Genomic DNA, 14,356 nt, shown 5'->3' on the forward strand with positions numbered 1-14,356 from the left:
AAGGCATCGATCGCGCCCGGCCTGCCTGACGAACGAGGCAGACAGGGCGCTGGTGGGTAACGGGCACCGCAGGGGCACAGTGGAGGCGTCGCGACCGGCTCAGCCGCGGCGACGCAGATCCAGCGTCAGCGGCAGCTCGAGACTCGGCGTCTCGGCGGGCACGGTGATTTTGCCCTGAGTATGCCCTTGCCGCTCGAAACGTGCCAGCCTGCGGGCCTGTGCCTCATTGGCATTGATCGGGAACCGCTCGTAGTTGCGCCCCGCCGGATCGATGACGTGATAGGTGCAAGCACCCACCGAGCGCCCGTTCCAGGTATCGACCAGGTCGAACACCAGCGGCGCATGGACGGGAATACGCGGATGCAGCGCCGAGGGTGGCTGCCAGGCCCGATAGCGCACCCCTGCGACCGCTTCGCCGCTGCGCGAGGTCGGCGCCAGCGGTACCCGCCGGCCATTGCAGGTGAGCACGTAGCGGCCATCGACGAAGCCCTGGATCTTGACCTGCAGGCGCTCGACCGATGAGTCGACGTAGCGCGCCGTGCCGCCGGAGCTCGCCTCTTCGCCGAGCACGTGCCAGGGCTCCAGCGCCTGGCGCAGCTCGACGCTCAGAGTGTCGGTGCTGAATTCACCATGCAGCGGGAAGCGGAACTCGAGGAAGCTCTCGAACCAGCTCGGGTCGAAGTCGAAGCCGTGGCGGCGCAGGTCGCCGAGCACCTCGAGCAGATCGTTCCAGAGGAAATGCGGCAGCATCCAGCGATCGTTCAGCGCACTGCCCCAGCGTACCAGCGGTCCGCCATAGGGCTCGCGCCAGAAGCGCGCGACCAGCGCGCGTACCAGCAGCGCCTGCAGCAGCGACATCCGCGGATGCGGCGGCATCTCGAAGGCGCGCAGTTCGAGCAGTCCGAGTCGACCGGTATCGCTGTCGGGGGAGTAGAGCTTGTCGATGCAGAATTCGGCGCGGTGGGTATTGCCGGTCAGGTCGGTGAGCAGGTGGCGGAACAGCCGGTCGACCAGCCAGGGCTGGGCCACTTCGTCGTCCGGCACCTGGGAGAGCGCGACTTCGAGCTCGTAGAGCGAATCGTGGCGCGCCTCGTCCACCCTCGGCGCCTGGCTGGTCGGTCCGATGAACAGGCCGGAGAAGAGATACGAAAGGCACGGGTGATGCTGCCAGAAGGTGATCATGCTGGAGAGCAGCGAAGGACGGCGCAGGAACGGAGAGTCCGCGGGCGTCGCGCCGCCCAGGGTGATGTGATGGCCGCCACCGGTACCGGAGTGACGCCCATCGAGCATGAACTTCTCGGCACCGAGCCGGCACTGACGGGCTTCGTCGAACAGTGCGGTCGTGGTGTCGACGAGTTCGGGCCAGCTCGCCGACGGCATGATGTTGACCTCGATCACACCGGGGTCGGGGGTGATCATGAATTTCGCCAGCCGCGGGTCGGAGGGCGGCGGGTAGCCCTCGACGAATACCGGCATGCCGAGTTCGGCGCAGGTACGCTCGACCGCGGCGACCAGTCCGAGATAGGCCTCGAGCGACTCGAGCGGCGGCAGGAAGACGTAGAGATGGCCATCACGCGGCTCGATGCAGAGGCTGGTTGGTATCGACTCCGCCGCGGCGCGGTTGAGGTCCTGCACCGCGTCGAGCAGCGCGCCGGTGTCAGTGCCCTCGCCCTTCATCCCGGCGCGGGCGGTGACCGGCCTGCCGGCCCCGCCGCGCAGCGCATCGCTCGCCGGCTGCTGCTGGCCGCGCGCCAGCGCCGCCAGGCGTGCGACGATCTCTTGGTGCGGGTCCGGCAGCGGTCCGCGCGGGGCGAAACTGGCCACCGGCTGGCGCGGATCCTCCCAGCTCTTCAACGGCAGCGCATCGAGCGGCAAGCGCAGCCCCATCGGCGAGTCACCCGGCACCAGCAGCAGATGATCGCGGCGCAGCAGCCAGGCGCCGCTGCGCCATCCTCGGCCTTCGGCGCGCAGCGGCAAGGCATAGCCGACCACCTCGCCAAGGCCGCGCTCGAGCAGCCGGCCGAGGCGGCGACGCTCGGCGTCATCGTCGAGATCGACGTCGCGCGGATCGAAGTCCACCGGCAGGGTACGTTCACGCCACAGGTAGTAATAAACGTCTTCGTAGGCGGGAATCAGGTGCGCTGCCTCGATGTCGAGCTGCGCGCACAGGGTGTCGGCGAACTCGCGCGCTTGCTGCGGCCCATAGCCGCGCTCGACCGCATCGTCGTCGAGCAGCGCGGGGTCGCGCCACACCGGTACGCCATCGCGGCGCCAGTAGCAGGCCAAGGCCCAGCGCGGCAGCGGCTCGCTGGGATACCACTTGCCCTGCTGGTAATGGAACAATCCGCCCGGGGAGAAGCGCTCGCGCAGCCGCTTGAGCAGCGACACCGAGAACCTGCGCTTGGTCGGTCCCAGCGCCGCCGTGTTCCACTCATCGCCATCCATGTCGTCGATCGAGACGAAGGTCGGCTCGCCGCCCATGGTCAAGCGTACGTCGCCCGCCTTCAACGCCGCGTCGACCCGCCTGCCGAGCTGGTCGACCGCCTGCCACTGATCCTCATCGAACGGTTTGGTGACCCTGGGGCGCTCCTCGATCCGCTCGACGCGCATGGAGAAGTCGAATTCGACCTCGCACGGCTCGCTCAGCCCGGTTATCGGCGCCGCGCTGCTCGGCTCCGGCGTCGCCGCCAGCGGGATGTGTCCTTCGCCGGCGAGCAGCCCCGAGGTCGGGTCAAGCCCGATCCAGCCGGCACCGGGCACGAACACCTCGGTCCAGGCGTGAAGATCGGTGAAATCGTGGGTCGTACCGGAGGGCCCGTCGAGCGCCTCGAGATCGGCGACCAGCTGGACCAGGTAGCCCGAGACGAAGCGCGAAGCCAGCCCCAGCCGGCGAAAGATCTGCACCAGCAGCCAAGCGCTGTCGCGGCATGAGCCGCTGCCTTTCTCGAGGGTCTCCTCGGCGGCCTGGACCCCGGGCTCCATCCGTACCAGATAAGCGATGTCCTGGCTCAAGCGCTGGTTGAGCGCGACCAGGAAATTGACCGATGAATCGGCCTCCTTCGCCACCTCGGCGAGCCAGGCATCGAGCCTCGCCCCGCCTTCGTCGAGTTCGAGATAGGGCGCCAGCTCCTTGGCCAACCCCGCCGAATACTCGAACGGAAAACGCTCCGCGTAGGGTTCGACGAAGAAGTCGAATGGATTGATCACGGTCATCGGGGCGATCACTTCGACCGCCACTGCAAGCCGCGAGAGCGGTTCGGGGAACACCACCCGTGCCACCAGGTTGCCGAAGGGGTCCTGCTGCCAGTTGATGAAGTGCTCTCCACCTTCGATCTTGAGCGAGAACGCTTCTATCGGCGTGCGACAGTGCGGCGCCGGGCGCAGCCGGATCAGGTGGGGAGAGAGCGCGACCGGGCGATCGAAGCGATATTCGGTGGCGTGGTGCACAGCGACGCGTATGGACATCGGAGCCTCGGAGCCGGCGACTGAGATGTCGCAAATATCACCGTGATGCCTACAGGATTACAACGACTATCTTGCTCGCGAGGCGCTTCTCTTTGCTTCGCCACGATGCTATAGCTTAGCGGGACGGACCTTCTGCATGACCCGCGCGGGCCTCTAGCCCGCGACGACAAGATCAAGATAGAGATCGATCCGTGGCGATCGATGACAAGAGGGTTCGGACCATGACTCGGATAGACTGGAACGACTATCACTGCGACGCGCATTACGACGAACTACTGGCCCGGGCTGGCGTGCCCCGAAACGCATCCAAGGCGCTCTGCGACTACCTCGCGAGCCTGGATGCCAGCGAACTAGCCGAACGCAAGACCGCAGCCGAGGCGGCGATCCGGACGATGGGGATCACTTTCACTGTCTACTCGGAAGGCACCATGATCGACCGCGCCTGGCCGTTCGACATCGTGCCGAGGATCATCCCCGCCGCAGAGTGGCGACGCACCGAGGCAGGGCTCAAACAGCGCGTCGAAGCGCTCAACCTGTTCATCGACGATCTCTACCACGACCAGCGCATCATCAAAGACGGCGTGTTTCCCGCCGAAGTCCTCGCCCAGTCGGTCAACTTCCGTCCGCAGTGCATCGGCATCGACCCGCCCCACCGGGTGTGGGCCCACATCTGCGGCTCCGACCTGGTCCGCGACGGCGACGGTACGCTCTACGTACTGGAGGACAACCTCCGCGTGCCCTCGGGCGTCTCCTACATGCTCGAGAACCGCAACGTCACCAAGCGGGTATTGCCGGAGCTGTTCGCCACCGGCCGCATCCTGCCGGTCGACGACTACGCCGCCCAGCTCTACGACATGCTCGCCAGCATGTCTCCGCGCCCCCAGGATGAGCCGCAGGTGGTGGTGCTGACCCCGGGGATCTACAACTCCGCCTACTACGAGCACGCCTATCTCGCCCAGCAGATGGGCGTCGAACTGGTTCAGGGCGACGACCTGATGGTCGACGATGACGACGTGGTCTACATGCGCACGGTCAGCGGCCCGACCCGGGTAGACGTGATCTACCGGCGGATCGACGACCTGTTCCTCGACCCCGAGGCGTTCAACCCCGACTCGATGCTCGGCGTACCCGGGCTGATGCGCGCCTGGCGCGCGGGCAAGGTGGCGCTGGCCAACGCGCCGGGCGCTGGGGTCGCCGACGACAAGGTGGTCTACGCCTTCGTGCCGCAGATCATCGACTATTACCTCGACGCCGAACCGATCCTGCCCAACGTACCGAGCTACCTGTGCATGTTCGACGACCAGCGCGACTATGTCCTCGATCACCTCGACGAGCTGGTGGTCAAGCCGGCCAACGAATCCGGTGGCTACGGCATGCTGATCGGGCCGCGCTCGACGGCCGAGGAGCGTGCGCTGTTCGCCGAGCGGATCAAGGCCGACCCACGCAACTACATCGCCCAGCCGACGCTGAACCTATCCACTACGCCTACGCTCTGCAGCGACGTGGAGGTCAAGCCTCGCCACGTCGACCTGCGGCCCTTCATTCTCTCCGGCGCCGAGATCCACGTCACCACCGGCGGACTGACCCGAGTCGCGCTGGTCGAGGGCTCGCTGGTGGTCAACTCCTCCCAAGGCGGTGGCAGCAAGGACACCTGGATCGTCGAAACCGAGGAGAACGACTGATGGGCATGCTCTCCCGCGTCGCTGAAAATCTCTACTGGGTGGCCCGCTATCTCGAACGCGCCGAGGACACCGCGCGCCTGGTCAACGTCAATACCCACCTGCTGCTCGATTTCCCGCAGGCCGCCAATCTCGGCTGGGCGACGCTGATCGAAATCACCGGTAGCCTGGACTCGTTCAACGAGCGCTACGACGAGTTCAGCGAGCGCAACGTGCTCGCCTTCCTCTGCACCGATCGAAGCTATTCGAGCTCGCTGCTCTCCTCGCTGGCCGCCGCCCGCGAGAACCTGCGCACCACCCGGGACATCGTCCCGCGCGAGATCTGGGAGCAGGTCAACAGCCTCTACATGGAGGCGGTCGCACACGCCTCGAGCAGCCTGGCCCTGGCCCGGCGCGAGGAGTTCCTCAAGCGGATCATCCGCGGCTGCCAGACCGTCACCGGACTGTTCGAGGGCACCCTCAGCCGCACCCAGGCCTTCACCTTCGTCGAGCTCGGCCGCCAGCTCGAACGCGCCGACATGACCACCCGTATCGTCGACGTACGCTCGGGCAACCTGCTGCCGCGCAACCCGGAGGAGCTTACCCCGTTCGAGAACCTGCAGTGGATGAGCGTGCTCAAGTCGCTGACCGGCTACCAGATGTATCGCCAGCAGGTGAGACTTCGCGTACGCGGACCGGACGTGCTCGAGTTCCTGCTCAAGGAGCCGACCTTTCCCCGCGCGGTCGCCTACTGCCTCGACAGCATCTCCGACAACCTGCGCACCCTGCCCCGCTACGACCGTCCTCTGGCCGCCTCCACCCTGGTCCGTGCGGAGGTCGCCGAGGCCGACGTGCGCTCGCTGGCGCGCTCCCCGGACGACCTGCGCCTGGCCATCGACAAGCTGCAGATCGGCTTCAACACGCTCCACGACTCGATCGCTGCGACCTACTTCTCGCGCGATTTGGCCAGTGCGCCGCCGCATCAAAGCCAGAGCCAGACCCAGCGCGACGACATGCTCGACGAAGACTGAGCCCCGCGCGATGACCTCCGAGCGCTCCGCCGTCCCAACGTCGGAGCGCTTCGGTTATGCTGGGCGGCGACCCTGACATTTCGATGAGGAATTCCTCCCCATGACCCAATCCGGTATTGGGCTGCCCGAGCTGCTGGCGCTCGAACCGCTCGAGGTGAACCTCTTTCGCGGTGTGAGCCTGGATCTCGGCCTGCCGCAGCTGTTCGGCGGGCACGTCCTCGCCCAGGCGCTGGCCGCCGCGGCTAAAACGGTGCCGAGCGAGCGCGCAGTGCACTCTCTGCACGGTTACTTTCTGCGCCCAGGCGACGCCAGCCGCCCGGTGGTCTACCAGGTCGACCCGACCCGCGATGGGGGCAGCTTCACCACCCGGCGCGTTACCGCAATCCAGTACGGCCAGCCGATCTTCTTCTGCAGCGCCTCTTTCCACCTGGAAGAGCCAGGCTTCGAACACCATAGCTCGGCACCAGCGCCGGACACCGCCTCCCCCGAGGCGCTGCTCGAGCGCGGTGTGCGAACAGAGCGGCTGCCCAACCTGCCGGTCGAGATCCTGCGCTGCGATCTCTCCCGCGATCCACCCCGCCAAAGCGTCTGGATCAGGCTGCTCGGCGAAGCGCCGGCCGACCCCGCCCTGCACCGCCAGATGCTGGCCTACGCCTCGGATCTTTGTCTGCTCGCCACCGCACTGCTGGCCCACGATAAACGTCCCCACGAGCCGGGGCTTCGAATCGCGAGTCTCGATCACGCCATCTGGTTCCACCGCGACCTCGACCTTCACGACTGGCATCTCTACCAGATGGACAGCCCCTGGGCCGGCGGCGCACGTGGCCTGAGCCATGGAGAGATCTTCGATCGCGGTGGCGCACTGGTCGCCACGACCATGCAGGAAGGATTGGTCCGCTTCTCGCCTCAATCATCCGGATAGCGAGATCCTGCCGGCTTCAGACTGCTAACAAATTATTTGAAAATGCTACGATGGCTTCCAGCCGCCTCCGAGAGCGCGCTGGACGGCAATCGATTGCACCGGGGTTTGCGACATGGATGTCGCAAAAGGCGCGCCCGGACAGGGACGTCCATGCGCGCCGACCCGAGGGCAATCGATTGATCGGCCAGGGTTTCGCGATCTCGTGGCGGCGCGTCCCCCTAAAGGGGGAGCGCGAGGGGACCGCCCCTCGCATCTAAGCGAGCATGAGGTGCGTTAGGACCCAAACGGTTCTCGACTCGCCAGGATCGAGAGCGTCGCTGGGTCAAAAGGGGTTTGTCATTAATCTGAAGCCGGCGACCGGATCGTCCGGTCGCCGGCCTTCTCGCCGCCTTGCTGGGGAATACGACCGCTCAGCCCGCGTAGGCGTTGGCGCACGCTCTCTTCACCAGCCCATCGATGTAGCGCAGCTTCTCGACCACGCTGTCGTTGAGCACCACCGGCACCAAGTCGAGCAGTCCCATGTCGCGGTTGAGCTCGTTGATCGAGAGCCCTACCCTCTGCCAGGCGATCAGCATCTGATCGAGGCTGCGATCATGGTCGACCCGGGTGAAGCCCAGGCCCTTGGCGGTGTCGAGCACCGAGACGATGTCGAGATAGAGCGCGAAGGTCTCGGCGAAGTCCTCCCAGGGATGCATGGTGGCGTACGCGGAGACGTAGTGGAGTTCCCAGCCGGCGGGCGGTCCCTGGTGGTAGTGGCGCTCGAGCGCCTCGGCATAGGTCGGCGAGTTGTGATCGCCGAACACTGCGATGCAGGCGGCTTCGTCGCGATTCTGGACCAGCAGGTCCCAATAATAGTGACCGATCTCGTGGCGAAAATGGCCGATCAGGGTGCGATGCGCCTCCCCCATGTCGACCCTGAGCCGCTCGCGCTCGGCGTCGTCCGCCTCGCGCACGTTGATGGTGATGTGACCGTTGGCATGGCCGGTATAGACCGTCTGGTCACCGACCTGGCGCCACAGCCCGTCATTGGGCAGCGCATCCGCCATGAACGAGAACGATAGCGGCAGCGGCGCACCCTCGACGTGCTTGTCCGGATGCGGCAGCTCGACCAGATCGAGGGTGTAGAACAGCCTGCGCTTGGCGCTTTCGAGCGCGGCCCAGCGTGTCAGCGCCCCATCCACGGAAAGATCGGGAATCATCTCATTGCAGCGGCAGCAGTCACAGAGCTCGGGCGCGCCCCCTTGGCCGTCGAGCTCGACCATCCGGTTGCACACCCCATAGTCGCGGTAGTTGGCGCATTTCAAAAGACTCGCACCGCATTCGGGGTTGGTGCAGCGATAGCCGCCCGCATCCAAGGGCTCTAGCGCATGGATACCATCGCAGGCCGGGCACCAGCCCACTTCGCGACCACAGGAGAGACATTGGCTGTTGTCGAAGAACAGGCGAGTGGAGCAGACACATTCGAAGACGCGCATGGAGATACTCTCGTGAGGCGACCGATCGTGGAACTGCTAAAGGATAGACGGTTGCGACGACAGCGCTACATCGACGAGCGAACAGGCTCAGCAGGGCAGGATGGCGATGATGTGGGATTCGAGATCGTCCGCGTCGACATCGCGTTCGGAGACCGCAATGGCACGCACGCTGATCCCCTTGCGATGCATCCGGCGGTCGGAGCCGGCGACCAGCGGATGCCAGCCGGCCAGCCTGCGACCTTCGCCGAGCCTGCGGTAGGCGCAGGTAGAAGGCAGCCAGTCGAACTCATAGAGGTTTTCGCGCGTAAGCTTGGTGCACTCGGCGACTTCGGTGAAACGGTTGGCATAGTCGCTGCAGCGGCAGCTGTCGATATCGAGCAGCTTGCAGGCGACATCGAGCAGCGCCAGGTCACCGCTCTCCTCGTCTTCGATCTTGACCAGGCAGCAGCGTCCGCAGCCGTCGCAGAGCGCCTCCCACTCGGCATCGTTCAATGCATCGAGCGGATAGCGCTCCCAGAACCGCTCGCGCAGCGCGACATCCGGCATCTCAGTAGCGTCCCTCGGTCGGCGCGCGATAGAGATCGAGCATCGAAGGATCGCGCGGCGGCGGCATCTGCAGATAGAAACCCTGCTCGCGCACCAGCCGGATCACCTCGCTCGCCTCGACCCGCGCCATCCGCCGCTCGGGCGTCAGCACCAGCACCATCGACGGCTCCGGCTTGCCGAATCGCTCGAGCAGCGCCTCGGGCACCCGGGCGAGCCCCTCGCCCCGATCGACGTAGAGATAGGTCTCATCGCGGCGCGGACTGCGATAGACCTGACAGATCAACCGATCGCTCATCCCCGTGTACCTCCCTCGAGCCGAGGCTCCTCGTCTTCCGCAGGGCCGCGACCAACCTTGAGCGCATCGCGCAGCGCGTCGTCGAGCAGCGCGCCACGCCAGCCTTCGAGCGAACAATCGTCGAGCCGTCCCCGCAGGTCCGCCTGCACCCAGGCGTCGAGATCGCGCCGCCGGGCGAGCAGCTCGGCGGCGAGTCCAAGGCGCTCGGCCTGCTTCTCGACCACCCGCTTCAGCACTTTCAGCCGCCTGCGGTAATCGTTGCTCACCGGCGAAGGCAGCGCACGGGGCAGTTGCGATGCATCGATCGCCTGGGCGGCCTTGACCAGCCCGAGCAGCGTATCGCTTTCACGCTTGATCAGCGCCGGCTTGATCTCCGGTACCTCGGCGAGCTCGAAGCGATTCTTCGGCATCCTCTCCGCGACGGCGAACAAAAGCCCATCGTTGGCCAACCACCCACGCGGCACATCTCGAGCCCGCACCGCCTCCTCACGCCAGGCGCAAAGTGCCGCATAGGCGGCGAGACTGCGCGGTGACAGCCGCCAGGCATTGCGATTGCGCAGGTGGTAGGCGTCGAGCGCTTTACCGGCCTTCGCCGTATCGATCATCGCCTGGCAGTCCGACTCGACCCACTCGAGGCGCTCGAGGTGTTCGAGCGCCGCCCGCTGGGCACGCCAGAGCTGCGGCAGGTAGAGGACGTCGAGCATGGCGTAGCGGCGCTGCTGCTCGGAGAGCGGACGCGCCAGCCAGTCGGAGCGAGTGGCATCCTTAGGGATCTCGATACCGAGCCGGCGCTCCACCAGGCGCTGATAGCTGATCGCCGTATCCCCGCCGCAGAACCCCTCGGCGACCTGGGTATCGATCAAAGGCTCGGGCAGGCACCCCGCCCAGGCGGCGAGCACTTCCAAGTCCTCGCTGCAAGCGTGAATCAGCTTGAGCGGTCCCTGGGGACCAAGCAGCGCGCGCAGCGCATCGCTTGCCTCGACCGCGCAAGGGTCGATCAACCACACCCGTTCTCCGTCGCTGAGCTGGATCAGCGCAGGGATGGCGTGGAAGGTGGTCTCGCGCATGAACTCGGTGTCGAGACCGACCGCTTCGCAGTTCGAAAGCGCGGCGCAGGCTTCGTCGAGCGCCTCGGTAGTGGCTACCCAGTAGCCCTGGGACGTGTTCATTTCGACTCTCTTGACTGAAGCGTGTTGAGAATAAGCCAGCGATCGCGCTGCTGGCGCAATGCTTGCCTGGCGCGGCAGGCCCGCCACGCATCGTTTGCCACCTCTGGCGCGACGAGTGCTGCACGCTCAACACGCCCCGGGGTTTATCGCATTTTTCCACCCGCGCCGCATGCGTCGGCAAGGGCGGCGGGACGGGCTGCTAACGGCATGGCATGGCAGAGGCGCTAGCGTGCAGACGTACGCACCGCTTACCTCGATAATGCCTGCAAACGGGAAACCGGGATGCGCTCGGCGCGACGCAGCGACCCGTAGCGCTCAGGACGTGAATGGCAGGCGTCCGCTGAACGCGCGCGAGAGCGTGCCGCCGTCGACGTACTCGAGCTCACCGCCGAGCGGTACGCCATAGGCCAGCCGCGTACAGCGCACCTCATAGGGACGCAGCTGCTCGGAGATGTAGTGGGCGCTGGCCTCCCCTTCGACGGTGGGATTGGTCGCCAGCACCACTTCCTCATAGTCGTGCCCGGCCACCTCCGCCTCCAGGCGCTCGAGTCCAAGCTCTTCCGGACCGATGCCATCGAGCGGCGAGAGGTGGCCGTGGAGGACGAAGTAGCGGCCGCGATAGCCACCGGCCTCCTCGATCGCCAGCAGGTCGGCGGGCGATTCGACTACGCAGAGCATGCGCTCGTCGCGCCTGGGATCCTCGCAGAGCGCGCAGAGATCGTGCTCGGTCAGGTTGCGACAGCGCTGGCAATAGCCGATCCGCGCCAGGGCTTCACCCAGCGCAGCGACGATCCGCTCGCCGCCGGCGCGATCGCGTTCGAGCAAATGCAGCGCCATGCGCTGAGCGCTCTTGGGGCCGACCCCCGGCAGGATGCGGAAGGCCTCGACCAAGCGCTCGAAGAGGGGTGAGAAGCTCATCAGAACGGCAGCTTGAACCCAGCCGGCAGATTGAGCCCGGCGGTCGCTTCCTCCATCTTGCTGCGCGAGTTGGCCTCGACCTTGCGCACCGCGTCGTTGACCGCGGCGGCGAGCAGATCCTCGAGGAACTCCTTGTCCTCTTCCATCACGCTGGGATCGAGAGCGATACGGATCACGTCATGGCGACCATTCATCGTGACCTTGACCATTCCGGCGCCGGCCTCACCCTCGACCTGCTGCTGGGCGATCTCTTCCTGCACCTGCTGCATCTTTTCCTGCATCTGCTGGGCCTGCTTCATCAGGCCGCCCATACCACCCTTGAACATGGCCACTCTCCTTAAGCTAACGATGATCTGCTCGGTGAATCGAGGGATACCAGTGGAGGCATGACGCCGTTCGTTCAGGCGTCGTTCTCGAGCGAACGCACGCTCGCTTCGAGCAGCCGCGCGCCGAACTGCTCCTCCAGCGCTCTTATATGCGGGTCGCGCCTGAGCGCTTCAACCGCCCGTGCCTGGCGTTCAGCCCTGAGTCGCTCCCGCTGGGCGTGAGGCGTCTCGATGCCGGGGTCGATCTCGCCCGGTTCGATGGTCACTCTTCTCGCTGCCCCGAGCTTGGCCAGTCCCGCCTCCAGCCTGCGCACGTGGATCTCGGCATTCATCGCCGCCTGGGAGGGATCGAGGCGCAGCGCGAGAACGCCGTCCCGATCCTCGATCACCGCGCAGTGGGCGAGCAGGTTACCGGTGATTCCACCGAGACCGAGATTGGGAAAGATCCCAAGCCAGGCGACTTGGTCGATCGTCGCGCCGGTGGGTAGCGAGAACCCCTCCACGGCGTCATCGTCATCGGTCTCCTGCTCCGCCGGCACCGCCTCGCTGGTCGACGAAGCGAGCGCATCGGTGAACGCCTCGCTCAGCTGTGACGCCGCATTGGGAGAAGCGTACTCGGCATAGGCGCGCTCGTCGTCATCGTCTTCGTCGTCGAGCGGCTGCGCCTCGTAGCTTGCGAACTCGCCGGCGGCGCTGGACGAAGGCCCAGGAGCGGGGCTGCGCTCAGGCTCCGCTGCAGGCTCGGGCTCGGGCGGCGATTCAGGTTCGGGCTCGGGCTCGATGGGAGATCCTGCCGCCGCCGGCGCCACCTGCTGCGGCGCTACCTGCTGCGGCGGCGCTTCTGCAGCGGAGCTGGCGGCTATCGCGCGCTCCTCCGGCACCGATGCGGTGCTCCAGGGCGGTTCGGCCGCGGGGCCGGCGGCTGGCGGAGGTTCGTCGGCGGCCTGCGCCGGCGCCGGGGCCGCCTGCTGGCCATCGCGCGCCTCGCGCTGGCCGCCGTCACCGCGCAGCGGCAGCGGCGTCTGGGCGGGTCGCGGTACGCCCTGGGGGCGGAAGGCGAGCATCCGCAGCAGGGTCATCTCGAGCGCGGTGCGAGGCTCGGGCGCGTTCTCCATGTCGGCGCGACCGGAAAGCGCGATCTGGTAGTAGAGCTGTACGTCCTCGGCGGTGAAGCCATTGGCCAGCGCGAGCAAGGCGTCGCGGTCACCGAAGCCGTTGTCGAGCGCCTGCGGCACCATCTGGGCGATCGCCAGCCGGTGGAACAGCCCCGCCAGCTCATCGAGCACCGCGCCGAAATCCGGCGCATGCTCGGCGAGCGCCGCGACCTCGGCGAGCACCTTGGCGGCGTCGATCTCGCCGAGCGCTTCGGCCAGCTTGAGGATGTGGCGGTGATCGAGGGTGCCGAGCATCGCCGCGACATCGGCTTCGCTGACCGTTCCCTGGCCGAAGGCGATCGCCTGGTCGGTGAGCGAGAGCGCATCGCGCATCGAGCCGTCCGCGGCGCGCCCCAGCAGCCACAGCGCGCGCTCGTCGAAGCTCACCCCCTCCTCGCCGAGGACGCGGGAAAGATGCCCGACCACGCGCTCCGGCGGCATCATCTTGAGCGCGAACTGCAGGCAGCGTGACAGCACCGTGATCGGCAGCTTCTGCGGATCGGTGGTGGCGAGCAGGAACTTGACGTGGGGCGGCGGCTCTTCGAGCGTCTTGAGCAGCGCATTGAAGCTGTGCGACGAGAGCATGTGCACTTCGTCGATCAGATAGACCTTGTAGCGTCCCTGGGTCGGCGCGTACTGCACGTTGTCGAGCAGTTCGCGGGTGTCCTCGACCTTGGTCCTGGAGGCGGCGTCGACCTCGATCAGATCGACGAAGCGCCCCTCGTCGATCGCCCGGCAGGCCTGGCATTCGCCGCAGGGATTCGAAGTCACTCCGCGTTCGCAATTGAGGCACTTGGCCAGGATACGGGCGATGGTGGTCTTGCCGACCCCGCGGGTGCCGGTGAACAGGTAGGCGTGGTGCAGGCGCTCCTGGTCGAGCGCATTGATCAGCGCCCGGGAGACGTGCTCCTGGCCGACGAGCTCATGGAAAGTGCGTGGCCGCCATTTGCGGGCCAATACCTGGTAGCTCATGTAGGCGAACGGTATCCTTGACGGCTAGAACCTGCGCCGACCGCCGTAGGGACGGCTGGTAACGATCGGGGGCAGCGAAGTGCTGGCGAGGCGCCATCTTAGCGCGTCGCATGGGCCGCGCGCGAGCCGGCCTGGGCAAGTCGAAGGAAGAGCTGAAATGGAGGCGGCCCCCGCCAGCCACATCCCGGCACACGACTCCATCACTACCGTTGCTCCCTTCCGGGCCTGGCGGGGTTCGCGATTTCACGTTGCGGGAGGACCGATGGGGGCCACCATAACCGACTCGACCAAAAATCTTTTCAAATCATTGAGTTGAAAGAACAGCACTGGTCGATCGAGGCGCCATCTTAGCAACTGCGCCGGCCCCCGGCAAGCGCATCGAGACACCTCCCGGGACACCACTGCGCGACCAGGCCCGTTATACT

11 protein-coding genes and 1 other RNA gene are annotated in these 14,356 nt (G+C 66.4%); 3 read left to right on the plus strand and 9 right to left on the minus strand.

Annotation, left to right across the window (positions count from 1 at the left end; translation table 11 throughout):
* Positions 1-99: 99 nt before the first annotated feature.
* Positions 100-3,465, minus strand: a complete 3,366-nt coding sequence (locus Q376_RS0118090; RefSeq protein ID WP_027351494.1) for a transglutaminase family protein — start codon at positions 3,463-3,465, stop codon at positions 100-102.
* 221 nt (positions 3,466-3,686) lie between these two features.
* Here Q376_RS0118090 and Q376_RS0118095 point away from each other — a divergent pair, with 221 nt between their 5' ends.
* The 3 genes from Q376_RS0118095 to Q376_RS0118105 all read left to right on the plus strand — a co-directional run bounded on the left by Q376_RS0118095 (position 3,687) and on the right by Q376_RS0118105 (position 7,076).
* The gene (locus Q376_RS0118095) at positions 3,687-5,147 is read left to right on the plus strand and encodes a circularly permuted type 2 ATP-grasp protein (RefSeq protein WP_043448752.1); all 1,461 of its coding nucleotides are present in this window, start codon (positions 3,687-3,689) and stop codon (positions 5,145-5,147) included.
* A complete protein-coding gene (locus tag Q376_RS0118100) occupies positions 5,147-6,154 on the plus strand; it encodes an alpha-E domain-containing protein (protein WP_245598993.1) in 1,008 nt (335 codons plus the stop codon). The genes Q376_RS0118095 and Q376_RS0118100 overlap by 1 nt, the downstream gene beginning before the upstream one ends.
* Before the next feature lie 100 nt (positions 6,155-6,254).
* Positions 6,255-7,076: an acyl-CoA thioesterase gene (locus Q376_RS0118105; protein ID WP_027351497.1), complete on the plus strand. Its 822-nt coding sequence runs from the start codon at positions 6,255-6,257 to the stop codon at positions 7,074-7,076.
* Positions 7,077-7,486: 410 nt separating this feature from the next.
* Here the strand turns inward: Q376_RS0118105 and Q376_RS0118110 are convergent, their stop codons facing one another.
* The 8 genes from Q376_RS0118110 to ffs all read right to left on the minus strand — a co-directional run bounded on the left by Q376_RS0118110 (position 7,487) and on the right by ffs (position 14,196).
* The gene (locus Q376_RS0118110) at positions 7,487-8,551 is read right to left on the minus strand and encodes a zinc-binding metallopeptidase family protein (protein WP_027351498.1); all 1,065 of its coding nucleotides are present in this window, start codon (positions 8,549-8,551) and stop codon (positions 7,487-7,489) included.
* An 87-nt stretch (positions 8,552-8,638) separates the two neighbouring features.
* A complete protein-coding gene (locus Q376_RS0118115; protein WP_043448672.1) occupies positions 8,639-9,097 on the minus strand; it encodes a YcgN family cysteine cluster protein in 459 nt (152 codons plus the stop codon).
* Position 9,098: 1 nt separating this feature from the next.
* Complete coding sequence (locus Q376_RS0118120; protein ID WP_027351500.1) at positions 9,099-9,392, minus strand: YcgL domain-containing protein; 294 nt, start codon at positions 9,390-9,392, stop codon at positions 9,099-9,101.
* Entirely contained in the window at positions 9,389-10,561 is a 1,173-nt protein-coding gene (rnd, locus tag Q376_RS23415; RefSeq protein ID WP_052365507.1) for a ribonuclease D, read from the minus strand. Before rnd ends, Q376_RS0118120 begins: the two co-directional genes overlap by 4 nt.
* Before the next feature lie 315 nt (positions 10,562-10,876).
* A complete protein-coding gene (gene recR, locus Q376_RS0118130) occupies positions 10,877-11,479 on the minus strand; it encodes a recombination mediator RecR (RefSeq protein ID WP_027351501.1) in 603 nt (200 codons plus the stop codon).
* On the minus strand, positions 11,479-11,805 hold the full coding sequence (locus Q376_RS0118135; protein WP_027351502.1) for a YbaB/EbfC family nucleoid-associated protein: 327 nt from the start codon (positions 11,803-11,805) through the stop codon (positions 11,479-11,481). Before Q376_RS0118135 ends, recR begins: the two co-directional genes overlap by 1 nt.
* 74 nt (positions 11,806-11,879) lie before the next feature.
* Positions 11,880-13,931, minus strand: a complete 2,052-nt coding sequence (gene dnaX / locus Q376_RS0118140) for a DNA polymerase III subunit gamma/tau (protein ID WP_027351503.1) — start codon at positions 13,929-13,931, stop codon at positions 11,880-11,882.
* A 168-nt stretch (positions 13,932-14,099) separates the two neighbouring features.
* Positions 14,100-14,196, minus strand: an RNA gene (gene ffs, locus Q376_RS24525) — signal recognition particle sRNA small type.
* Positions 14,197-14,356 lie beyond the last annotated feature (160 nt).

The sequence above is a fragment of the Halotalea alkalilenta DSM 17697 genome, assembly GCF_000621205.1.
Taxonomy (GTDB): Bacteria; Pseudomonadota; Gammaproteobacteria; order Pseudomonadales; family Halomonadaceae; genus Halotalea; species Halotalea alkalilenta.

Bases quoted from the DNA above. Each gene is read 5' to 3' on its own strand.
- Q376_RS0118135 (WP_027351502.1), bottom strand. From the start codon at position 11,805: ATGTTCAAGGGTGGTATGGGCGGCCTGATGAAGCAGGCCCAGCAGATG.
- Q376_RS0118095 (WP_043448752.1), top strand. From the start codon at position 3,687: ATGACTCGGATAGACTGGAACGACTATCACTGCGACGCGCATTACGAC.
- Q376_RS0118110 (WP_027351498.1), bottom strand. From the start codon at position 8,551: ATGCGCGTCTTCGAATGTGTCTGCTCCACTCGCCTGTTCTTCGACAAC.
- rnd (WP_052365507.1), bottom strand. From the start codon at position 10,561: ATGAACACGTCCCAGGGCTACTGGGTAGCCACTACCGAGGCGCTCGAC.
- recR (WP_027351501.1), bottom strand. From the start codon at position 11,479: ATGAGCTTCTCACCCCTCTTCGAGCGCTTGGTCGAGGCCTTCCGCATC.
- Q376_RS0118100 (WP_245598993.1), top strand. From the start codon at position 5,147: ATGGGCATGCTCTCCCGCGTCGCTGAAAATCTCTACTGGGTGGCCCGC.
- Q376_RS0118115 (WP_043448672.1), bottom strand. From the start codon at position 9,097: ATGCCGGATGTCGCGCTGCGCGAGCGGTTCTGGGAGCGCTATCCGCTC.
- Q376_RS0118105 (WP_027351497.1), top strand. From the start codon at position 6,255: ATGACCCAATCCGGTATTGGGCTGCCCGAGCTGCTGGCGCTCGAACCG.
- dnaX (WP_027351503.1), bottom strand. From the start codon at position 13,931: ATGAGCTACCAGGTATTGGCCCGCAAATGGCGGCCACGCACTTTCCAT.
- Q376_RS0118090 (WP_027351494.1), bottom strand. From the start codon at position 3,465: ATGTCCATACGCGTCGCTGTGCACCACGCCACCGAATATCGCTTCGAT.
- Q376_RS0118120 (WP_027351500.1), bottom strand. From the start codon at position 9,392: ATGAGCGATCGGTTGATCTGTCAGGTCTATCGCAGTCCGCGCCGCGAT.